Raw genomic sequence first — 20,733 nt, 5'->3', positions numbered from 1 at the left:
TGCTCTGCGCGCCCTGCGGGTTCTGCGGGCCAGCTTGCGGGTTCTCGGTCACAGCCCCTCCAGGTAGCGGTGGACGAGCATCACGGCCATCGCGCCCTCGCCGACCGCGGACGCCACCCGCTTCGCGGACTCGGCCCGCACGTCTCCGGCCGCGAAGACCCCCGGCACGCTGGTCTCCAGGTGGTACGGCAGCCGGTCCGGCTCCCATCCGGCGGGGCGTCGGCCGTCCCCGGCGAGCAGGTCGGGGCCGGTCAGCACGAAGCCGCCGGCGTCGCGGCGCACCGTGCCGTCCAGCCAGTCGGTGCGCGGTGCGGCGCCGATGAAGACGAACATCCGCTGCGCATCCACGAGTTCGGTGCTTCCGGTCGCGGCGTCGTGGAGCGCCAGGCCCTCCAGGTGGTCCTCGCCGTGCACGGCGGTGACCGACGTGCGGGTCCGCACCCGGATGGTGGGGACGGCGGCGATCTGCTCGATCAGGTAGTGCGACATGGACGCCTCCAGCAGCGCCCCGCGTACCAGCAGCGTCACCGACTTGGCGTGCCGGGACAGGTAGACGGCCGCCTGGCCGGCGGAGTTGGCGCCGCCGACGATGTACACGTCCTGGCCCTCGCAGCCGGCCGCCTCGGTCAGCGCCGAGCCGTAGTACACGCCGCGGCCGGTCAGTTCGGCCAGGCCCGGCACGTCCAACTGCCGGTAGGCGACGCCGGTGGCGAGCAGCACGCTCTGCGCGGAGACCGCCGAGCCGTCCGCGAACCGCACCGTGCGGGCCGGACCGCTGACCTCCAGCGACGTGACCTCGCAGGCGGTCAGCAGTTCCGCGCCGAACCGGGTGGCCTGGCGGCGGGCCCGGTCGGTGAGCTGGGCGCCGGACACGCCGTCGGGGAACCCGAGGTAGTTCTCGATGCGCGCGCTCTGCCCGGCCTGGCCGCCGGTCGCGGTCCGCTCCACCAGGACGGTGCGCAGCCCCTCGGAGGCGCCGTAGACCGCGGCGCCGAGCCCGGCCGGGCCGCCCCCGATCACCACCAGGTCGTAGAACTCCTCGGCCGGCGAGGTGGACAGGCCGACCCGCGCGGCCAGGTCCTGGTCGGTCGGCTCCAGCAGCACCTCGCCGCCCGGCGCGATCACCAGCGGCAGCCGTATCCCGTCGTGGCCGGCGGCCTCCAGCAGCCGGCGGCCCTCGGCCTGGTCGGACTGGTACCAGCGGTAGGGCACCTGGTTGCGGGCCAGGAACTCCCGCACTCCGGAGGAGCGCGCCGACCAGCGGTGCCCGACCACCTTCGTCTCCGGCACCGGGCGGTGGTCGGAGCACAGCCAGCTCTCCAGCAGGTCGTCGACCACCGGGTAGAGCTTCTCCTCCGGCGGGTCCCACGGCTTGAGCAGGTAGTGGTCGAGGTCGACCACGTTGATCGCGTCGATGGCGGCGCCGGTGTCCGCGTAGGCGGTGAGCAGCACCCGGCGCGCGCCGGGGTAGACGTCCATCGCCTGTTCGAGGAACTCGATACCGGTCATGTTCGGCATCCGGTAGTCGGCGAGGATCACCGCGACCAGGTCGCCGCGCAGCTTCATCTGCCGCAGCGCGTCCAACCCGTCTTGCCCGGATTCCGCCCGCACCACCCGGTAGCGCTCGCCGTAGCGGCGGCGCAGGTCGCGGGCGACCGCCCGGGAGACCCCGGGGTCGTCGTCAACGGTGAGGAGCGCGGCGCGGCGCGTGCCGGCGTCCGGCTCGGTCATGCGCATCCCGTCCCCTGCTGTCGTCCATGTGTTCGGCAGTCCATGCCGTTCAGCGTAGTGGCACCGCCGGGCGGGCGCGCGAGGGAGAACCGCGGGCGGGCGCGGGGCCGGCCCGCAGGTGGGGCCGGGGGCGCGCCGTGCGGGCCGCCCCGGCGCGGCGCGGGCGCGGGCGTCGCGCCGCACCGGGCGGGCCGCCGTACGCTGGCGGTATGCAGTCCTACACGATCGGCCAGGCGGCACGGCTGCTGGGCGTCAGCCCGGACACCGCGCGGCGCTGGGCCGACGCGGGCCGGGTCACCACGCACCGCGACGACGCCGGCCGCCGTCTCATCGACGGCCGCGACCTGGCCGCGTTCTCCGTCGAGCTGGCCCAGAACCCCGACGCGGAGTCGGAGACGTCGCACACGTCGGTCCGCAACGCGTTCCCGGGCATCGTGACGGCGGTCAAGCTCGGCGACGTGGCCGCGCAGGTGGAGATCCAGGCGGGCCCGCACCGGCTGGTCTCCCTGGTCACGCGCGAGGCGGTGGAGGAACTGGGGCTGGAGGTCGGCGCCGAGGCGGTGGCCCGGGTGAAGTCGACAAACGTCCATATCGACCGGCCGTGAGAGGCCCGGGGCGGTCGGGTCGGGGTGTCCCGCGTCAAGGCGGACCGGGTCGAGGCGGGCCGGGTCGATGCGGCCCGGGTGAGCGCCGCCCGGGTCAGGGCGCTCCGTGCTCCGGCACGGAGCGGATCAGCACCAGCGACCCGTCCAGGTAGGGGCGGCGGCGCAGCTCGCCGTGCTTCGCGTCCCAGGCGCCCGACCCGATCGCCTCGCGCAGGTCGGCGGTGTAGCGCTCGGCCAGCTCCGGCGGCACGAAGCTCCAGGCCGAGCACGCCTGCCGGGCGCCGGGGTCGAGCAGCCGCTCCGGGCGCGCGTAGTACGCCTCGTTGAAGCCGTCGGTGCAGTCGGCCGGGATCGGCACCGGGGTCACCGTGCAACTCCCGCCCAGTGCCGCCGTGATGGCCTCGACCGACGGGTAACGGCGTGCTTCGGTGTCCAGCACCAGGGGCGCGTACTCGTGCAGCCAGAAGTCCCGTACGAGCGCGGGGTCGCAGGTCATCACGACGACCGGGCCGCGGGTCACCCGGCGCATCTCGCGCAGCCCGGCGGCGGCGTCGCTCCACTGGTGGACGCTGAACGTGGTCATCGCCGCGTCGAACCGGCCGTCCGGGAAGGGCAGTTGCTCGGCGGTGCCGGCGATCGCGGGCGCCAGGTGCGCGGGCCGCTGGGCGCGCATCGTGGCCGACGGCTCGACCGCGACCACCTCCGCGTCCTCCGGCTCGTACGACCCCGCCCCGGCGCCGACGTTCACCACGGTGCGCGCGCCGCCCAGCGCGTCCGCCACCACGCGCGCGATCCGCGGGTCGGGCTGCCGGTAGGCGCTGTAGCCGCCGCCGATCACCCCGTAGTCCGCGTCGCCCGCACTGCCGTCCGCCACGTCACCCAGCACGTCTCCCATGGCGCCGAATCTACCCGCCCGCACCCCGCCCGCAGGGGGGCGGGCCCGGGTCCGCGGGGACACGGAACCCGCCGCCGCTTCCGGTTCCGGGTGCGGTGGGGCCTGGATGTGGCCGGTTCTCTCCCCCCGTCCCTTCCGCACCCCGACGCCCCGCGTCCGCACCGGGTCGCCCCGCTCGGGGGCCCACTCTCCGCCGGGCCACCGTCCCCCGCCCCGGCCCTCGTCCGACGCCCGCCCGACCCTCGTCCGGTCTTCGCCGAGCCCCCCTCCGGCCGCGGGCCGCCCCCTCCCGGCCTCCGTCCGGTTCCGCGCGCCCTCCGCACCGTCGGCTTCGGGACAGATTCCGCCCAGCGCCGGAGGCACCCTTCCGCCCGTACGGAGCGTGAACTAGCGTGACGTTTGGGTTAGTTGCCTCAAGCATCTAGTGCTATCGGCACTTACCCCGCACACCACAGCAGTCGCAGCACGGATCAGACATCTCACCCTCACCCCCCGGAGGAGAGAGCCCGCCATGACCGCAGCAGGACCCAGCCCCGCGTCCCCCGCCGGCACGCCCACGACCGCGCACCCCGAACCGTCCTCCGACCCGGGCACCTCCGGCGGCGCCTGCCCGTACTCGGCGCACGCCGAGACGTCCGCCGCACCGCTCCCCGAGACGCTCCCCAACGCCGCCCCCCGCGGGGCCTGCCCGTTCGACCCGCCGCCCGTCTACCAGCAGGCGCGGCGCGAGCAGCCGGTCATCCGCACCAAGCTCTGGGACGGCTCGTCCTGCTGGATGGTCACCCGCCACGACGACATCCGCCGCACGCTGCGCGACGACCGCTTCAGCTCCGACTCCAACCGGCCCGGCTTCCCGTTCCTGACCGCCGGCCGCAAGGCGCTCACCACCGACAACCCGACCTTCATCAGGATGGACGACCCCGAGCACGCGCGGCTGCGCCGGATGCTCACCGCGGACTTCATGATCCGCAAGGTCGAGTCGATGCGGCCGCAGGTCCAGGAACTCGCCGACGACCTGCTGGACGCGATGGTGAAGGGGCGTCAGGAGGCGGACTTCGTCGCGGACTTCGCGCTGCCGCTGCCGTCGGTGGTGATATGCCTGCTGCTCGGTGTGCCGTACTCCGAGCACGACTTCTTCCAGCGGTGCAGCAGCATCATGCTCCGCACCGAGTCCACCCCGGCCCAGGTGACCGCGGCGCAGGACGAACTGCACGCCTACATGGCCGAGTTGACGCGTACCAAGCGGCGGAACCCGGACGACGGCATCCTCAGTCGGCTCGCCGAGCGGGACGAGCTGTCCGACGACGACATCTCCCGGATGGGGCGGCTGCTGCTGGTCGCCGGCCACGAGACGACCGCCAACATGACCGCGCTGTCCACGCTCGCCCTGCTGCGCAACCCGCGCGAGCTGGAGCGGATGCGCGCGGCCGGACCCGAGGAGGCGAAGGCGGCCGTCGAGGAGTTGCTGCGCTACCTGACGATCATCCAGAGCGGGGTGTCCCGGGTCGCCACCGAGGACGTCGCCGTCGGGGACACGGTGATCCGCAAGGGCGAGGGCGTGCTGTGCATGATCAACGCCGCCAACCGCGACGAGGACGTCTTCCCGGACGCCGACCGGCTCGACCTCGCCCGGCCCGGCAGCCGCCGCCACCTGGCCTTCGGGTTCGGCGTGCACCAGTGCCTCGGCCAGCCGCTGGCCCGTCTGGAACTCCAGGTGGCGCTGACCACGGTGCTGCGCCGGCTGCCCGACCTGCGGTTGGCGATCCCCTTCGAGGACGTGCGCTTCCGCACCGACATGCTCATCTACGGGGTGCACAGCCTCCCCGTGGCGTGGTGACCCCGCCCCCGGCTACCCTGTCACCGCCTCCTGTCACCGGAAGGACCCCGCCCATGCGTATCCAGGTCGACCAGGACAAGTGCTGCGGTTCCGGCATGTGCGTGCTCGCCGCGCCCGACGTCTTCGACCAGCGTGAGGAGGACGGCATCGTCGAACTGCTCGACGCCAAGCCCCCGCAGACGCTGTGGCCCGACATCCGCGAGGCTGCCGCCGGCTGCCCGTCGTGGGCCATCGAGGTCGACGAGACCTGACCCGCCGCGGCCCGCCCTCACCCGGCGGGCCGCGCCGCCGCGGAACCGACCGGCCGTCACGGCACCGTAGGGGCGCCGGGGTCGGGGGCGGGGGTGCGGGTGGCCTGTACGCGGGCCAGGAGTTCCTTCTTGTCGGGCTTGCCGCTGGGCGCCACCGGGACCGAGTCGAGCACCGTGATGGTGGCCGGGACGGCGTCGCCGCCGAGTTCGGCGCGTACGGCGGCGCGCAGTTCACCGGGCGCGGGCGGGCGGTCGCGGGAGAGCGGGACGACGAAGGCGTGGGCCGCCTCGCCGGTGGTCTCGTCGGGAGCCGCCACGACGTACGCCTGGTCGACGTCCGGGTGGCCGGCGAGCGCGGCCTCGATGGCGGCGGTGTAGTAGAGGATCGCGTTGACGAAGACGACCTCGCGGGCCCGGCCGAGCAGCCGCAGGAAGCCGTCCTCGCCGAGGATGCCGAGGTCCCGGGTCCTGATCCAGCCGTCGCGGACGACCTCGCGGGTCTGCTCCTCGTCCTTCCAGTACCCGGACATGGCGCCGGCGGCGCGGACCCAGACCTCTCCGGCGGTCCCCGTGGGCACCGGCCGCCCCTCCGGGTCGCGGACGGAGATCCCGACGTCGGGCATCGGGCGGCCGACCGCGTCGCGCACCCGCTCCCCGTACCGGGCCTGGGCCTGCGGGGTGAGCAGCGCGAGCATGCCGGTCTCGGTCTGGCCGTATCCCTGGTAGACGACCGGGCCGAGGCGTTCGGTCGCCTCGGCGAGACGGTGCGGGGGCAGGGGGGAGCCGGCCACCAGCAGGGCGCGCATGCTGCTGGTGTCGACGTCCTCGGTGCGCAGCGTGTCCAGCACCTGGTAGAGGCGCGGGACGGTGCACAGGCAGGCGGTGACCTGGTGGCGCTGCCAGGTGTGCGGGAAGGAGACCGGGGGTTCGGGGATGACCGCGGTGCCGCCGCCGAGCAGGCACAGGGCGAGGTGTTCGAGCATCACCGCGCTGGTGAGGGTGCCGAAGACGAGGAAACGGCCGTATCCGGCGGCGAGTTCACGGGTCGCGTCGTTCCAGCGGTCGGCCGGCTGCCAGGACCAGTGGGCGCCCAGGGCGCGGTAGGTCTGCGCGCAGCCCTTGGGGTGGCCGGTGCTGCCGCTGGTGAGCGTGATCAGGGCGACGTCGTCCGGGCGGCCGCGGGCGAGGAGTCCGGCGGCGACCGAGGCTCCGGCGCCCGCGGGCTCGTAGGGCCCGCTTGCGACTCCGGGCGGCCCGTCCCCACCAGCGTGCGGCCCGCCCGCCCCTTCGTGCGGCCCGCTTGCGGCCCCGGGCGGCCCGTCCGCCGCTCGGTGCGCGCCGCCGTCCGCGGCCTCCTCGGGGATGCCGCCGTCGCCGGGGCGTCCGCCGAGCAGGTCCACCTCGACGTCCAGCACGGCGGCACCCGCCGCCTTGGCCGCGTCCGCGAGCGCCTCGGTACGGGTGGTCCCGTCCACCAGGACGACGTCGACCTCCTGACCCAGCACGTGCCGGAGCTGAGCGGGCGTCAGTCCCGGCCGCAGGCCGGTGACCCGGCAGCCGAGCAGGTGGGCCGCGATCTGGGCGGCGAACCCGGCGGGGGTGACGGCGGTGGTGAGGGCCACGCCGCGGCCCGGGCCGAGCCCGGCCGCCTCCAGGCGCGCGGCGCAGTCGCGGACCAGCGCGAGGACCAGGCCGCGGGCGACCGGACGTGTCCGGAACTCGAAGGCCGGGTTGTCCGGGTCGTGGGCAAACGCGTCGATCAGGGGCTGCGGAAACGGCGATTCGGCCGGATTGTTCATCGTCCCCTCCGATCCGCGCGGCCGGCCGCAGGGGGCATTTCGGCCGCGGGTAAACCGCCACCGGCGGCGCACGGGCATTGCGGAGGTGCCGCTCGGCAGGCACTCCGGGTCGTTGGCGAAGTTATCCGATCGGCGGCGATAACCCACTCGAAATCCGTGTGACATGGATCACACCATGCACCCTGGAGGGCTCCTTGAAACATCAACTAGGGTGTTGAACCCGTCGGGATCAACCGGGAGGGCTTATGTCCGGAGAAGAGCGGATCGACTATTTGGTCGCGGGCGCGGGACCGGCCGGAATCCAGGCCGGCTATTTCCTCGAACGCGCCGGACGCGACTATCTGGTGGTGGAGGAGGGAGCCGCGCCGGGCACCTTCTTCACGAGATTCCCGCGGCACCGCACGCTGATATCAAGCAACAAGGTGCACACCGGCTGGGACGATCCGGAACTCCGGCTGCGCGTGGACTGGAACTCTCTGCTGTCGGAGGAGGGCGGTCCGCTCTTCACCGAGGTGACCTCGCGTTACTTCCCGGCCGCCGACGACATGGTCGGCTACCTCGCGGACTTCGCCGCGACCCACCGGTTGCGCATCCGCCACCACACCCGTATCACGCACATCAGCCGGGCCGCCGCCGAAGGCACCGAGGGCTCCACGGACGGCGGCTCCCCCCGCGGGGACTTCCTCGCCCGGACCGGGGACGGCACCGTCCTGCGGGCGAAGCGCCTGATCATGGCCACCGGAGTGACCCGCCCGTACGTTCCGCCGATCCCCGGTGTCGAACTGGCCGAGCAGTACAGCGACGTTTCCGTCGACCCCGATGATTTCACCGGCAAACGCGTGCTGATCGTCGGCCGCGGGAACTCCGCGTTCGAGACCGCGGACAATCTCATCGAGCGCGCGGCGGTCATTCACGTCCTCGGCCCCGGTTCGCTCCGGCTGGCCTGGCAGACGCATTTCGTGGGCCACCTCAGGGCCGTGAACAACAACTTCCTCGACACCTACCAGTTGAAGTCGCAGAATGCACTGCTGGACGGTGAGATCGTCTCCATCAAACGGTCGGAGGAGGACGGTAAATATCTGGTGGCGGTGAAGTTCGTCCGGGTCAACGAAGTGGTGAAGGAGATATCCTACGACCGGGTGATCATGGCCACCGGATTCAGGTTCGACGCGTCGATCTTCGACGAGGAATGCCGTCCCGAGCTGACCATCAAAGACCGGTTCCCGGCGCAGACGGAGGCGTGGGAGTCCACCAATGTGCCCGACGTGTACTTCGCCGGCACGATCACCCAGGTCCGCGACTTCAAGAAGTCCACCAGCGGCTTCATCCACGGCTTCCGCTACGGCGTGCGGGCGCTCAGCCGGGTGCTGAGCACGCGGTACCACGACGAGCAGTGGCCGCACACCGAACTGCCCGCCACCGCCGAGGCCGTCGCGGACACGCTGCTGACCAGGATCAACCGTACCTCGGCGCTCTGGCAGTTGTTCGGCTTTCTCGGCGACGCGGTCCTCGTCGGCCCCGACTCCGTCGGCTACTACGAGGAGTTGCCCGTCGAGTACCTGCACAGCGCCCTGGGCGAGGGCGAGTTCGGCCCGGTCGACCGCTACCTGACGATCACGCTGGAGTACGGGGCCGACCACGACAAGGTGAACCCCTTCGACATCACCGTGAACCGGCTCTCGCAGCAGGACACCGGCGGCCTCGACAGCCGCTACCTGCATCCGGTGGTCCGGCTGTGGCAGGACGGGAAGGTGGTCTCCGAGCACCACCTCACCGAGAACCTGGAGAACGAGTGGGACAGCGAGGACGTCCACCGCGCCCCGCTCGTCCGCTACCTGGCCACGGACCTCTTCCCCGCGGGGGAGCAGGCGGCGGGCAGCGCCTCGACGCCCACGGCCCCGAAGACGTCGTGACCGCCGGCCTGCCGCCGGACGCCATCGGCGGGCTGCACGAGAAGGCGCTGGCCCAACTCGACCCCGCACACCGGGACTTCTTCGAGGGCGGGGCCGGGCGGGAGACCGCGCTGGCCGAGAACGTCCGCGCCTTCGGCCGCCTCGCCCTGCTGCCCCGGGTGCTGCGCGGCGCCGGACCGCCCGACACCACGGTGGAACTGCCCGGCGCCCGCGCGGCCACGCCGGTGCTGGTCGCGCCGACCGCCTTCCACCGCCTCGCCCACCCCGACGGGGAGCGGGCCACCGCGCGGGCCGCGGCGGCGGCCGGCACCGTACTGATCACCGCGATGGCCGCGACCACCGCGGTCCGCGACGTGGTGGCGGCCGCCCGGGAGGTGCGGGCGGACGCGTCCGTGTGGTTCCAGCTCTACCTGCAACCGCGGGCGGACGTCACCGACGCGCTGGTGCGGCGGGCCGAGGAGGCCGGCTGCACCGCGCTGGTGGTCACCGCCGACTCCCCCGTCTTCGGCCGCCGCGCCCGCGACGACCGCAACGGCTTCCACGACCTGCCGCCGGGCTACGCCGCGGAGAACATGCGCGACCTGCCCGGGGCGGCGCCGGGCACCACGCTCGACATCGCGATGAGCCCCGCGCTGTCCTGGGACGACCTGCGCCGCCTGCGCGAACGCACCGCACTGCCGGTGCTGGTCAAGGGAGTCCTGCACCCCGACGACGCCCGCATCGCGATCGGCGAGGGCGTGGCGGGGCTGATCGTCTCCAACCACGGCGGGCGGCAGCTCGACGCCGCGCCCGCCACCGTCGAGGCGCTGCCGCGGATCGCCGAGGCCGTCGCGGGCCGCGTCCCGGTGCTGCTCGACGGCGGCGTACGGTCCGGGGCCGACGTGGTGGCCGCGCTGGCCCTCGGCGCCACCGCGGTCGGCGTCGGGCGCCCGGTGCTGTGGGGCCTGGCCGCCGAGGGCGAGGCGGGCGTGGCCCGGGTGCTGGCCGAACTGGCCGAGCAGACCGCCCACGTGCTGACCCTGTGCGGGGCGCGCGACTGCGCCGACCTCGACCGCGGGCAGGTCGTCGTCCGCGGCCGATGGGGGGTGGCGGACCGATGAGGCCGAGCGGCGTACGGCGGTGGTACGCGCTCGCCGCGGCGGGCGCGGCCGTCCTGTCCAGCCCGTACTGGCTGCCGAAGTCCCTGGTCGGCCTGCGCGTGAAGGTGTTCGAGAAGGTCAACGGACCCGAGGGCGTCGTCGTCCCGAACGACCAGGTCGGGCCGGAGCGGTTCGCCGAGCTGTACGCCCACCCCGCCGCGAGCGGGCGCAGCAAGGGCGCCGGGCTGTCCGACCTGTTCTGGTACTGGCTGTCCCCCGGGCCCGAGGTGCACCAGGAACACCTGGAACCCGGGCCGCGCTACGACGCGGTGGCGCGGACCACCAGCACCATCCTCGCCGGGACCAGCGCCGAGCTGTCCGCCGCGGCGGCCCGGTGCGCGGCGCGCGTGCTGGAGGAGAAGGTCCCGGGAGGGCCCGGGCGCCGCGCCGCGCTGGTACGGCTGCGCGACCTGATGATGCCGGTGTGGGCCGAGTTCTTCCACGAGATGGTCTTCCACGAGCCGTGCCCGCCCGACGCGCGCCGGCTGATCGTGGACAACGCCGAGGACGTGGTCAACTCCCTGAAGAACACCCGGCTCCGACACATGCGCCGCCGCGCGCGGCTGACCCGCTACCTGCTGCGCCGGCTGGCGGCGGGCGAGGTCCCGCACGACCTGCCGGCCGAACTGGCCACGCCGCGCGACCGGGCGCACTACCTCCAGGGCACCTTCTTCAACACCGCCGTCGTGCAGATGTCGGAGGCGATGGCACACCTGCTGCTGGTGCTCGCCCAGCACCAGGACGTGCAGCAGCGGCTCGCCGACCACCCCGGTGACGACCGCGACCTGGGCAACGTCATGAACGAGACGCTGCGCCTGTTCCCGCTGTTCGGCATCGCGCACCGGATCACCGACGCCGACATCGACCTCGGCGACGGCGTCGGCTACCCGGCCGGCACCGTCCTGTGCTTCGACTACCCCGCCTACCACGCCACCGGCTACACCGACCCCGAGGTCTTCGACCCGGGCCGCTGGGACCGGCTGTCGGCCAAGGACGCGCACCACATCCCGTTCGGGATCGCGGCGAACCGGCCGTGCCCGGCCTGGCGTCTGTCGCCGCTGGTGATGCGCGCCGTCACCCGTGAGGTGCTCGGCCGCTACACCCTGCACTCCTCGGTCTCCCACACCCGCTCGATCCCGCACCGGGCGCCCTGCCTGCTGGTGCCCCGCGACCGTCCGCTGTCCCGCCCGCGCAGGAGCGCCGCGCTGGCGGCGCTGCGGGTGCGCGACCGCTGGGAGGACGTGGGGCGCAGCACGCTGCAGTTCGTGCTCGGCACGTGGATGGTGGTCGACGCCCGGCGGCAGCGGCTGACGCGGGCCTGGTTCGCCGGCCACGACACGCAGGGCCGCCCGCTGCCGGACGCGCCGTCGCCGGCTGCTCCCCCGCCCCGCACCGCGCAGACGCCGCCGGTCCCCACCGCACCCCCGCCCGCCGGTCCCCCGCCGGCGGGACCGCCGCCGGCCTGTCCGTACCACCACGGCGGCTGAACCCGCACCCCCGGCCGCCCGCCCCGCTGCCACGCCGACTCGCCCCGCTCCCCCACTCCGCTCCCGCCGAAGGGCATACCCCGTGTCCACCACAGAACTGGGTACCGCGTTCCTGCTGGCCGTCGTCGTCATCCTGGTGCTGTGCCGGCTGGTCGCGCTGCTGCTGCGGCCGCTCGGCCAGCCGCCGGTTGTCGCCGAGATGATCGCGGGCGTCCTGCTCGGCCCGTCGGTGCTCGGGCTGGTGCTGCCGTCCGTGGAGCACCACCTCTTCCCGAGCGACCTGCGCCCGATGCTCTACGTCACCGGCCAACTCGGCCTGGTGCTCTTCATGTTCCAGTCCGGCTACGAGTTCCGCCTGGAGCGGATCAGGCCGGTGGCCAGGTCGGCGGCGCTGATCTCGACGGCGGGCAGCGCGGCGCCGCTGCTGCTGGGCGGCGCACTGACCTGGGCGGTGCACGGCTCGGTCGACACCTCGCCGCCCGGGGTGCCGCTGCACGTGACCGTGCTGTTCGTCGGCGTCACCCTGGCGATCACCGCGTTCCCGATGCTGGCCCGGATCATCACCGAGAACGGGCTGTCGGGCACGTCGTTCGGCACCATCTCGCTGGCGGCCGGCGCGATGGACGACGTGGCCGCGTGGATCATGCTCGCCGGCGTGGTCAGCCTCGCGCGCGGCAGCGCCCACACGGTGGTGCTCGCCGCCGCGGGCGCGGCCGGGCTGGTCGTCGTGCTGGCCGCGCTGATCCGGCTGCGCACCCCGCTGGTGAACGCCTCCGAACGGCTCGGCGACGAGCAACTGCTGCTCGCCACCGTGCTGCTGCTGTGCCTGGCGGCCTGGTACACCGACCGGATCGGCCTGTACGCGGTGTTCGGCGCGTTCAGCCTGGGCGCCGCGTTCCCGCGGTCGCCGCGCATCGAGCGGACGGTCGAGGCGACCGCCCCGCTCAGCCGGGTCCTGCTGCTGCCGCTGTTCTTCACCTACTCCGGGCTCAACACCGACACCGGGCTGCTCAGCGACCCCAAGCTGCTGCTGTTCGCGGTGGGGTGCACCGCCGCGGCGGTGATCGGCAAGTTCGGGGCCTGCTGGGCGGCGGCGCGGCTGGGCGGGCAGCCGCCGGCGGTCGCGATCCGGATCGGGACCCTGATGAACGCGCGCGGCCTGATGCAGCTCATCGCGATCAACGTCGGCCTGTCCGAGGGCATCGTGTCGCCGTCGATGTTCACCGTGCTGGTGGTGGTCGCGGTGGTCACCACGGTGATGGCCACCCCGCTGCTGCGGCTGTGGGACCGGCGGGACGGCGGAGCGGCGAACGAGCCGGAGTGGGTGGAGGGGACCGGCGGCGCGGAGGACGGCGCCCGGCCGGTCGGCGCGGTGGCGGGAGACGGCCGCGCCTCCTGAGAGACCTGGTCACGCGGTCCCTCCCCCGGTGCTTTTGCCTCAGAGGCAAGCTTTTTGCCTCTGAGGCACAGCCTGGTGTTCCATGAGGGCATGGACGACGCGACCGCCACCCCGGACGCCGCCGCCGCGGCCGGACCTGACGCCCCGGCCCTGGCCCCGCGGCTGCGTGACCGCCGGCGCGCGAGCGGCCTCACCCTGGAGGCCGCGGCCCACCGCGCCGACCTGTCGGCAGCGCACCTGTCCCGGCTGGAGTCCGGCCTGCGACAGCCGTCGCTGCCGGTGCTCCTGGGGCTCGCCCGCCTGTACAGCACCACTGTCGCGGACCTGCTCGGCGAGACCGCGGCCGAACCCGATCCCATCGTACGCGGTGCCTCGATGGCCGCGGTGCCCGCCGGGGGCTGGACCTACCGGCGGGCCGGCGGCACCGGGCGGGCGATGCAGGCGCTGCGTGTGCACGTGCCCTCGCGGGCCCAGGGCGGCCTGGTCCGCGTCCACCCCGGCGAGGAGTGGCTCTACGTCACCGCCGGGGTGCTCGAACTCTCCCTCGGCGACCGCACCCACACGCTGGCCGCCGGGGACTCCGCGCACTTCGACTCGCTCGTACCGCACCGGCTGGCGGCCGGCGGCCCGGACGGGGTCGACCTGCTCTTCGTCCACACCCTCATGCAGAGCGAGACGTCGGCACTGTGCGTCGTGCCGCGCGAGCCCGCCGACACCCGAGGAGGCCGTTCATGACGACGAACCCCGCCGAGCCGCGCGCCCACCCCGCCGCGGAACCGTCCGAGCCCGGCCCGGCGACCGTGCACGCGCCCGACCCTGCGGCCGTGTCCGCACCCGCCGACGCCTCCGCTGACGCCTCCGCCTCCGCGTCCGACACCGTCTCGCAGCCGGCGCCGGCGCCCGGCTCCCCCCGGGTACCCGAGCCGGTGCCCGTCCTGGTCGTGACCCCCGAACCCAGCAGCACCGAGAAGCACAAGGAGCGCGCGGTCATCCTGCGCGTCCTCGTCTACGTCGCGGTGGCGCACTTCATGGCCTTCTTCCTGTGGCTGATGTTCGCGGTGATCGGCAAGAGCTGAACCTCAGCCCGCGAAGACCTGGAGCCCCGAGAGCTGCGCCGCCGGCCAGCCGGTGTTGGCCGTGAAGTCCAGCCGCAGGTAGCGGGTGGTGGCCGCGGCGGGCAGGGTGACGGTGGCGGTGTTCCCGGTGGCGGGGTCGAACGTGTGGCCCGCGGAGCCGGCGAGCGCGGTGAAGGTGGCGCCGTCGGTGCTCCCCCGCACCGAGAGCGTCTGGGTACGGGCGGTCCACGCGGCGGACGGCGGCAGGGTGAGCACGAGCCGCCGCACCGTGCTCGCCGCGCCGAGGTCGACCTGGATCCACTGCGGGAAGGCGTTGTTCGCCGACTCCCAGTAGGAGGAGGGGTCGCCGTCGGTGGCGTTGGCCGAACCGTAGGACTGGGTGTGGCTGCTCTCCGAGGTGGCGCGGTGCAGGGCGAGGTCGCCGGTCGGCGGGGGCGTGGTCCCGCCGCCGACCACCGGCGGGGTGGGACGGGTGGCGGTGAGCGCGAGTTGGCCCTTGAGCATGCGGCCCCCGTCGCCGGTCAGCCGCAGGTAGTAGTCCGAGGAGCAGGCCGTGCCGTCCTCGTCGAGTGCGAGGAACCCGGAGTTCGCCGGCACCCACGCCTGGCTCTCGGCGGTCTTGGCGATCTGGTTGCCCTCGTTGAACTCGTCGAACATGGAGATGTAGACGCTGCCGACCCCCGCCCGGACCATGTTGTAGAACTGCCTCCACATGAAGTCGCCGTGGGCGCGCTGGCGCAGGGTGACCGCGCCGGGCAGCACGCAGGGCTGGTAGTCGATGCCGTGGGCCGCGCACTCCGCCAGGTCGGGCACCGTGGCCACGTTGAAGAAGTTGTCGGCGTCCGCGACGTTGCCGATGCGGCCGACCATCCACGGCGAGAGCATGTCGAACGCGTGGTAGACGTCCGAGAAGCCCGGCCGCGAGTCGCGGTCCCCGGTGCGCCACCAGGTCGGCACGCCGCCGATCACGTAACACCCCTGGCCCTTGAACCAGTTGACGACGTCCAGGCAGGCGTCGGCGGTGAACGGCCGCTGGTTGTCGGCGAACCCGAAGCCCCACACGCACACCACCGGCTTGCCGTTCTGCACCGCGTAGGCCGGACTGGCGGTGTGCGCCCGCATCTTGCCGGTCCAGTCGGCCTTGATCTCCGACTGCATGTTCGTCCAGTCCGAGACGTCGTACATGACGTAGAACTTCCGCCCGTACGTCTCGGCGGAGGCGCGCACCTTCACCGCCATGGCGTCGCGGGTCGGGCCCTCGCTGCCGTTCGGGTTGAAGCGCTGGAGGGCGGCGACGTCGATCCCGTTCGCCTGGAGCCACTGGAAGTGCGTGTCCACCGTCTGCTGGTCGTACGACGAGAACAGCGCGGCCGGCTGCCCGTTGCCGAGCGCCGCGTAGCCGGTCGGGTAGGTGTGCGCGTAGTCGCGCACGTCCGGCCACGCCACGATCCCGGTGTTCGACGGCGAGGGCGCCGCCGAACCGTTCGCGCTCCAGTGCCACCAGGCGTCGATCGGCGCGCCGTCGCCGATGCAGGCGAACCAGCCCTGGTAGCCGACGGTGACCTTCCCGACCACGTCGCCGGGGCCGCTCGCCGCCGGCGCCGCCGCCCCGGCGGTCCGGGCCCCGGCGAGGACGGCCGTTCCCGTCGCGGTGGCGGCCACCGCGGACTGCAGGAAGACCCTGCGTGTGACACCCATCTGGACTCCTCCGATCGGTCGTCAACTCCGGCAGCCGCGAGCCGTGTTGCACGAACCGGATGCGGCCGGCGGCTGGTGCGGGGATCGTAACGACGCGGACACGCGACCGCAATGGATCGCGCGTCGGCCGAAATATTCGGCGAGAAGCACGCAAGAAGCGCATCGGCGTCATGTGCGCAGGTCCCGGGCCCGTGCGGTGGGCCCCTCGACCGTACGGGTACGGTCCCGGCGGAACCCCGGCCCCCGGTGGTCCGTCCCAGGTCAGCAGGTGCGAGACTGCGCCCGCGAACACGGATCGGGAGGACACGTGGCGGAAGCGACGATCATCGGCAGCGAACGCAGCGAGGCGGGGCTCGCGACCGGCATGGAGGTGCTGCGCCGCGGCGGCTCGGCGCTGGATGCCGTGGAGGCAGCGATGCGGCGCTGCGAGGACAACCCGGCGGACCACTACGTCGGCACCGCGGGGCTGCCCAACGCGCGCGGCGAGGTCGAGTTGGACGCCTCGCTGATGATCGGCTCCGGCCGGCGGTTCGGCGCCGTGGGCGCGCTGAAGGGCTACCCGAACCCGATCTCGGTGGCCCGCGCGGTCCTGGAGAAGCTGCCCCAGCACAGCCTGCTGGTCGGCGAGGGCGCCGCGCTCTTCGCCGAGGAGTGCGGCTTCACCACCGCGGACCTGATCACCGACGAGTCCCGCGAACTGTGGCGCAAGCAGGTCGCCGACTCCCGCGAGTCGGTCGAGGGCGAGAACACCGCCGCCACCGACGGCGACGCCCGCTACCGGGAGAGCGCCCTCGCGCTGATCCGCCGGCTCGCCCCGCACGACGGCCCCTGGGGCACCATCAACATCATCGCCCTGGACGCCACCGGCGAGATGTGCGTGGGCGTGTCCACCTCCGGCTACCCGTACAAGTACCCCGGCCGGGTCGGCGACTCGGCGCTGCCCGGTGCCGGCAACTGGTGCGACCTGCGGGCCGGCGGCGCGGCCTGCACCGGGCGCGGCGAGCTGAGCATGCGCGGCGGCACCGCCCGCACCATCGTGGAGCTGCTTTCCGCCGGGCAGGAGCCGGCCGACGCGTGCCGGGCGGCGCTCGCCGACGCGGCGACCCTGCCGGACGACTTCCGCGCGGAGCTGCGCGCCCTGGCCATGACCCCGGACGGGCGGCACGGCGGCGCGGCCGGCCAGCAGGGCAGTGTGTACGGCCTGATGACCGACGCGTCCACCGAGCCGGAGTTCCGCCCGCGGATCGTGCTGTGACACCCGCGGGTCGTGTGGTGAGACCCGCGGATCGTGCTGTGCCGCCCGCGGACCGTGCTGTGACACCCGTGGTTCGTGCTCTGGCACCCGCGGACCGTGCTGTGAGGAGCCTGCCGTGAAGATCTTCCTGTCCTCCGACATGGAGGGCACCGCCGGAGTCGTCGACTGGTCGCAGTGCCGGCACGGCCAGCCCGAGTACGCGTACTACCGCACCCTGCTCCAGGACGAGGTGAACGCGGCCATCGAGGGCGCGGCCGAGGGCGGCGCGACCGCCTTCCTCGTCAACGACTCGCACTCCACCATGTCCAACCTGCGCCCCGACGCGCTGGCCGGCCGGGCCCGCTACCTGTCGGGGCGGCACAAGCCGCTGTACATGATGCAGGGGCTGGACGACACGTTCGACGCGGTCTTCTTCGTCTCCTACCACGGCTCGATGTCCGGGTCGCCGGCCACCTTGTCGCACACCTACAACCCGGCCGCGATCGCGGAGGTCCGGCTCAACGGCGTGGTGGCGGGCGAGAGCGGCATCAACGCGCTGGTCGCGCTCGGCCACGGCGTCCCGGTGGTCCTGATCACCGGTGACGACACCACCGCGGCCGAGCTGCGCCCCTTCTGCCCGGACGCGGTGGGCGCGGTGGTCAAGTCCTCGGTGTCCCGGTTCGCGGCCGACAGCCTGCACCCTCAGGAGGCGCGCGAGGTGATCCGGGCGGCCGCCCGGCGGGCGGTGCGCACGCTCCCCTCCGCGTCGCCGCCGGCGATCGAGCTGCCCGCGACGCTCTGGTTGCGGATGCGCAACCCCGACCTCGCGGAGATGGCCACCTGGATCACCGGGGTCGAGCCGGACCCGGCCGACCCGCTGGTGGTCACCCTCACCGACCACGACCCGGTGCGGCTGTACCGGACCTTCGTGACGGTGGTGCTGCTCACCCGGGGCATCGCGGAGTGAGCGCGTAGGCGGTCGCGGTGGTTCCCCGGTCCGCGGCGCGCGCCTTCCGCGGCGGCGCGCGCGGGATGCGCCATGCTGGCGGTGACCGGTCGGAGCGGACGCGGTGTCGGAGGTGGCGGTATGGGGACCGGACGGCGGGACGGCACGGTGACCGGGGTGCTGGACCGGAGGTTCAGCGAACCGACGGCGGAGCCGAGCACCTGGGCTCAGGTGCGGGAGGTGCTGGCCGGCGCGGGCACGTACTGGCTGACGACCGTACGCGCCGACGGCCGTCCGCACCTCACGCCGCTGATCGCGGTCTGGCACCGGGAGGCGCTGTACTTCTGCACCGGTGAGGGCGAGCAGAAGGCGCGCAACCTCGCGGCGCACGCGCAGGTCGTCCTCGCCACCGGCGGCAGCTCCCTCGACGACGGGCTCGACGTGGCGGTGGAGGGCACCGCGGTGCGCGTCACCGGCCGGCCGCGGGTCGCCGAACTAGCGGCGGCGTGGCGGGAGAAGTACGGGGAGGAGTGGCGCTTCGAGGCACTGGAGGACGGCTTCCGGCACCCCGGCCCCGACGGCGCGGCGCACGGCCCCGTGCTGGTCTTCGAGGTGGCCCCGACCGCGGTCTTCGCCTTCCGCAAGGGCGGCACCTACGCGCAGACCCGCTTCCGCCTCCCCTGACCACCCCACCCGCGACCCACGGCCTCCGCCGAGGCCCCGTTCCGGCTACGCGCGCGGCCGGGGCCCGCCCCCCGGTATCCGGACCCGCCCGAGTAGGTTGGGGACCGCCGACCTGCACGGTCGACCGGAGGGGGTGCGCAGGTGTCGGAGGGGGCGGAACCGGCCGACGCGTGGTTACGCGTACCCGTCGGAGCGGAGGCTGCGCGCTGGGCGGCCCGCAGCCGCTGCCGACGGGTCCTGCTCGTGGTGCACAACGTGACCTCCGCGACCCGGCTGCTCGACGTACTGCCGCTCTTCCGGGACGATCTGCGGGTGCAACTGCTGGCCACGTGCACGGGTTCCTCGCCCTTCCGCGCGGGGATCGGCGAACTCCTCGACGCGGTGGGTGTTCCGGTACTGCCCTGGGACCAGGCGCTCGCCACCCCGGTCGACCTCGCCGTCTCCGCCAGCTTCGGAGGTCAACTGGACCTTTTGCGGGGCAAGTTGGCGATACTGTCGCACGGCGTCGGATACAACAAGACGCTGCGGACCGGGAACGCGGTGTTCGGGCTGTCGCGGGAGTGGCTGCTGGCCGGTGGGGCGCCGGTCGCCGACGCGATGGTGCTCTCCCATCCCGAGCAGTTGGACCGTCTCGCCGACGCCTGCCCCGAGGCCCTGCCGACCGCGGTGCTGGGCGGCGATCCCTGCTACGACCGCATCCTGGCCGCCGAGAGCCACCGGCCCCGCTACCGGCGGGCGCTGGGTGTGCGGCCCGGCCAGCGGCTGGTGCTTCTGAACTCCACCTGGAACCCGACAGCGCTCTTCGGTGACGCCGGGACCGAGGACGTACTGCCCCTGCTGCTGCCCCGGTTGGCATCGGAACTGCCGGTGGACGAGTACCGCGTCGCCGCCGTCCTGCACCCGAACATCTGGGCCGCGCACGGCGCCGGGCAGGTCCGCTTGTGGCTCGACCGGGCGCGGCGGGCGGGGCTGACGCTGGTCGACCCGCTGACAGCGTGGCGGCAGGCGCTGATCGCCGCGGACCTGGTGATCGGCGACTTCGGCTCGGTGAGCTACTACGCGGCCGCGCGCGGCACGCCGGTGCTGCTCGGCTCCGCGTCCCTCGCCGCGCTGGGCCACGGCACGCCGGTCGCCGACTTCGTCCGTGCCGCACCCCGCCTCGACCCGCACGCGCCCCTCCTGCCCCAACTGGAGCGTCTGCTCGACGGGCACCGGCCGATGCACGGTCCGGCCACGCTGACGACCTCGGTGCCCGGCAGGTCGGCCCGATTGCTGCGCGGCCTCTTCTACCGCCTGATCGGCATCCCCGAGCCCCCTTCCCCCGCGCTGCTCGACCCGTTGCCGCTGCCACCGTTCGAGGCGCAACGAACCACCGCGCCGCTCCGGGTGGTGGTGCACCGCGACGCCGGCGGGGCTCTCGCGGTGCACCGCTACGCCGCCCCACCGCGCGAACCGGACGGCCCCGGCGAAGGCCACCTGGCCGTCCACGAGGACACCCTCGATCCCGGCGCGCTCGACCTGGCGGACCTGATCTACCGGCACGGCGCCCTGGACGACCCACGGTTCGGCACCCCACGGGAGTGGACCGCGGAGGTGCTGGCCCGGCACCCGTCCTGCACGATGGCCGCGTACGTCATCGGTCGGCGTACCTGCGTCGTACGCCATCGCAACGGCCTGCTCGCCGCCCTCGGCACCCTCTCGCGGCCCGAGCGGGAGGGCGTGGCCCCAGCGGGAGAAGGAGCCGGTGGACCGGACCCCGCGCTCTACGCGTCCGCGCTGCTCGGTCTGCTCGAGGAGAGCGGTGGAGCGCTGCCGGCGGGCGGGTTCACGGTGCGCACCGGGCCGGAGCGGCGGCCGTCGGCGTCAGGACCGGGCGGGGATGCGGCGCCACCGTCGGGCACCGACGTGTTCGAGGTGGACGCTCGCGTGCTGGCAGCCGAGGGGAACCGCTGCGCGGTCGACATCGGCCGTAGCGGTTCCGGGCCGCCGGGTGGGGGCGGCTGACGGCTCTGGGTGGGCCCGGGGGAAACGGTGGGGGC

Annotated in this window: 17 protein-coding genes; 13 read left to right on the top strand and 4 right to left on the bottom strand. The window is 73.9% G+C overall.

Annotated elements, in window-relative coordinates; translation table 11 throughout:
- Nucleotides 1–48: 48 nt before the first annotated feature.
- The gene (locus RVR_RS32390) at nucleotides 49–1,731 is read right to left on the bottom strand and encodes an NAD(P)/FAD-dependent oxidoreductase (protein ID WP_202237485.1); all 1,683 of its coding nucleotides are present in this window, start codon (nucleotides 1,729–1,731) and stop codon (nucleotides 49–51) included.
- A gap of 209 nt (nucleotides 1,732–1,940) precedes the next feature.
- Here RVR_RS32390 and RVR_RS32385 point away from each other — a divergent pair, with 209 nt between their 5' ends.
- Nucleotides 1,941–2,336, top strand: coding sequence for a TOBE domain-containing protein (locus RVR_RS32385; protein WP_202237484.1), 396 nt, complete (start codon nucleotides 1,941–1,943; stop codon nucleotides 2,334–2,336).
- Between the two features lie 94 nt (nucleotides 2,337–2,430).
- Here the strand turns inward: RVR_RS32385 and RVR_RS32380 are convergent, their stop codons facing one another.
- Complete coding sequence (locus tag RVR_RS32380) at nucleotides 2,431–3,231, bottom strand: class I SAM-dependent methyltransferase (protein WP_202237483.1); 801 nt, start codon at nucleotides 3,229–3,231, stop codon at nucleotides 2,431–2,433.
- A gap of 511 nt (nucleotides 3,232–3,742) precedes the next feature.
- On the opposite strand from RVR_RS32380, the gene RVR_RS32375 reads away from it, so the two are divergent.
- Both RVR_RS32375 and RVR_RS32370 read left to right on the top strand, forming a co-directional pair.
- Entirely contained in the window at nucleotides 3,743–5,068 is a 1,326-nt protein-coding gene (locus RVR_RS32375) for a cytochrome P450 (protein ID WP_202237482.1), read from the top strand.
- A gap of 53 nt (nucleotides 5,069–5,121) precedes the next feature.
- Nucleotides 5,122–5,319: a ferredoxin gene (locus tag RVR_RS32370; RefSeq protein ID WP_202237481.1), complete on the top strand. Its 198-nt coding sequence runs from the start codon at nucleotides 5,122–5,124 to the stop codon at nucleotides 5,317–5,319.
- Nucleotides 5,320–5,375: 56 nt separating this feature from the next.
- Here RVR_RS32370 and RVR_RS32365 read toward each other — a convergent pair whose 3' ends face one another.
- A complete protein-coding gene (locus RVR_RS32365; protein ID WP_202237480.1) occupies nucleotides 5,376–7,118 on the bottom strand; it encodes a class I adenylate-forming enzyme family protein in 1,743 nt (580 codons plus the stop codon).
- Nucleotides 7,119–7,363: 245 nt separating this feature from the next.
- Between RVR_RS32365 and RVR_RS32360 the strand changes: the two genes are divergently transcribed.
- The 6 genes from RVR_RS32360 (at nucleotide 7,364) to RVR_RS32335 (ending at nucleotide 14,132) form a co-directional block, all read left to right on the top strand.
- On the top strand, nucleotides 7,364–9,031 hold the full coding sequence (locus tag RVR_RS32360) for an NAD(P)-binding domain-containing protein (protein WP_202237479.1): 1,668 nt from the start codon (nucleotides 7,364–7,366) through the stop codon (nucleotides 9,029–9,031).
- On the top strand, nucleotides 9,028–10,131 hold the full coding sequence (locus RVR_RS32355) for an alpha-hydroxy acid oxidase (RefSeq protein ID WP_237405093.1): 1,104 nt from the start codon (nucleotides 9,028–9,030) through the stop codon (nucleotides 10,129–10,131). Before RVR_RS32360 ends, RVR_RS32355 begins: the two co-directional genes overlap by 4 nt.
- Complete coding sequence (locus tag RVR_RS32350; protein ID WP_202237478.1) at nucleotides 10,128–11,657, top strand: cytochrome P450; 1,530 nt, start codon at nucleotides 10,128–10,130, stop codon at nucleotides 11,655–11,657. The genes RVR_RS32355 and RVR_RS32350 overlap by 4 nt, the downstream gene beginning before the upstream one ends.
- An 82-nt stretch (nucleotides 11,658–11,739) precedes the next feature.
- Nucleotides 11,740–13,056: a cation:proton antiporter gene (locus RVR_RS32345; protein WP_202237477.1), complete on the top strand. Its 1,317-nt coding sequence runs from the start codon at nucleotides 11,740–11,742 to the stop codon at nucleotides 13,054–13,056.
- 90 nt (nucleotides 13,057–13,146) lie between these two features.
- Nucleotides 13,147–13,791 carry a helix-turn-helix domain-containing protein gene (locus RVR_RS32340; protein ID WP_202237476.1) on the top strand — a complete coding sequence of 215 codons (645 nt, stop codon included), beginning with the start codon at nucleotides 13,147–13,149 and terminating at the stop codon, nucleotides 13,789–13,791.
- Nucleotides 13,788–14,132, top strand: coding sequence for a DUF6126 family protein (locus RVR_RS32335; protein WP_202237475.1), 345 nt, complete (start codon nucleotides 13,788–13,790; stop codon nucleotides 14,130–14,132). The genes RVR_RS32340 and RVR_RS32335 overlap by 4 nt, the downstream gene beginning before the upstream one ends.
- A 3-nt stretch (nucleotides 14,133–14,135) precedes the next feature.
- Here the strand turns inward: RVR_RS32335 and RVR_RS32330 are convergent, their stop codons facing one another.
- Nucleotides 14,136–15,830, bottom strand: a complete 1,695-nt coding sequence (locus tag RVR_RS32330) for a glycoside hydrolase family 99 protein (RefSeq protein ID WP_202237474.1) — start codon at nucleotides 15,828–15,830, stop codon at nucleotides 14,136–14,138.
- Between the two features lie 307 nt (nucleotides 15,831–16,137).
- On the opposite strand from RVR_RS32330, the gene RVR_RS32325 reads away from it, so the two are divergent.
- The 4 genes from RVR_RS32325 (at nucleotide 16,138) to RVR_RS32310 (ending at nucleotide 20,698) form a co-directional block, all read left to right on the top strand.
- Complete coding sequence (locus RVR_RS32325) at nucleotides 16,138–17,085, top strand: glycosylasparaginase (RefSeq protein ID WP_202237473.1); 948 nt, start codon at nucleotides 16,138–16,140, stop codon at nucleotides 17,083–17,085.
- Nucleotides 17,086–17,200: 115 nt separating this feature from the next.
- Nucleotides 17,201–18,031 (top strand): M55 family metallopeptidase, encoded by an 831-nt coding sequence (locus RVR_RS32320; RefSeq protein ID WP_202237472.1) that lies wholly within the window; start codon nucleotides 17,201–17,203, stop codon nucleotides 18,029–18,031.
- 120 nt (nucleotides 18,032–18,151) lie between these two features.
- Nucleotides 18,152–18,694: a pyridoxamine 5'-phosphate oxidase family protein gene (locus RVR_RS32315; RefSeq protein WP_202237471.1), complete on the top strand. Its 543-nt coding sequence runs from the start codon at nucleotides 18,152–18,154 to the stop codon at nucleotides 18,692–18,694.
- 255 nt (nucleotides 18,695–18,949) lie between these two features.
- Nucleotides 18,950–20,698: a hypothetical protein gene (locus RVR_RS32310; RefSeq protein ID WP_202237470.1), complete on the top strand. Its 1,749-nt coding sequence runs from the start codon at nucleotides 18,950–18,952 to the stop codon at nucleotides 20,696–20,698.
- Nucleotides 20,699–20,733: the final 35 nt, after the last annotated feature.

This window comes from Streptomyces sp. SN-593, assembly GCF_016756395.1.
Taxonomy (GTDB): Bacteria; Actinomycetota; Actinomycetes; order Streptomycetales; family Streptomycetaceae; genus Actinacidiphila; species Actinacidiphila reveromycinica.
This window is presented reverse-complemented; position numbering and strand designations above follow the sequence as displayed.

What these genes read in the sequence shown, in the direction of transcription:
- RVR_RS32390 (WP_202237485.1), bottom strand. Translation starts at nt 1,731, where the DNA reads ATGACCGAGCCGGACGCCGGCACGCGCCGCGCCGCGCTCCTCACCGTT.
- RVR_RS32385 (WP_202237484.1), top strand. Translation starts at nt 1,941, where the DNA reads ATGCAGTCCTACACGATCGGCCAGGCGGCACGGCTGCTGGGCGTCAGC.
- RVR_RS32380 (WP_202237483.1), bottom strand. Translation starts at nt 3,231, where the DNA reads ATGGGAGACGTGCTGGGTGACGTGGCGGACGGCAGTGCGGGCGACGCG.
- RVR_RS32375 (WP_202237482.1), top strand. Translation starts at nt 3,743, where the DNA reads ATGACCGCAGCAGGACCCAGCCCCGCGTCCCCCGCCGGCACGCCCACG.
- RVR_RS32370 (WP_202237481.1), top strand. Translation starts at nt 5,122, where the DNA reads ATGCGTATCCAGGTCGACCAGGACAAGTGCTGCGGTTCCGGCATGTGC.
- RVR_RS32365 (WP_202237480.1), bottom strand. Translation starts at nt 7,118, where the DNA reads ATGAACAATCCGGCCGAATCGCCGTTTCCGCAGCCCCTGATCGACGCG.
- RVR_RS32360 (WP_202237479.1), top strand. Translation starts at nt 7,364, where the DNA reads ATGTCCGGAGAAGAGCGGATCGACTATTTGGTCGCGGGCGCGGGACCG.
- RVR_RS32350 (WP_202237478.1), top strand. Translation starts at nt 10,128, where the DNA reads ATGAGGCCGAGCGGCGTACGGCGGTGGTACGCGCTCGCCGCGGCGGGC.
- RVR_RS32340 (WP_202237476.1), top strand. Translation starts at nt 13,147, where the DNA reads ATGGACGACGCGACCGCCACCCCGGACGCCGCCGCCGCGGCCGGACCT.
- RVR_RS32335 (WP_202237475.1), top strand. Translation starts at nt 13,788, where the DNA reads ATGACGACGAACCCCGCCGAGCCGCGCGCCCACCCCGCCGCGGAACCG.
- RVR_RS32330 (WP_202237474.1), bottom strand. Translation starts at nt 15,830, where the DNA reads ATGGGTGTCACACGCAGGGTCTTCCTGCAGTCCGCGGTGGCCGCCACC.
- RVR_RS32315 (WP_202237471.1), top strand. Translation starts at nt 18,152, where the DNA reads ATGGGGACCGGACGGCGGGACGGCACGGTGACCGGGGTGCTGGACCGG.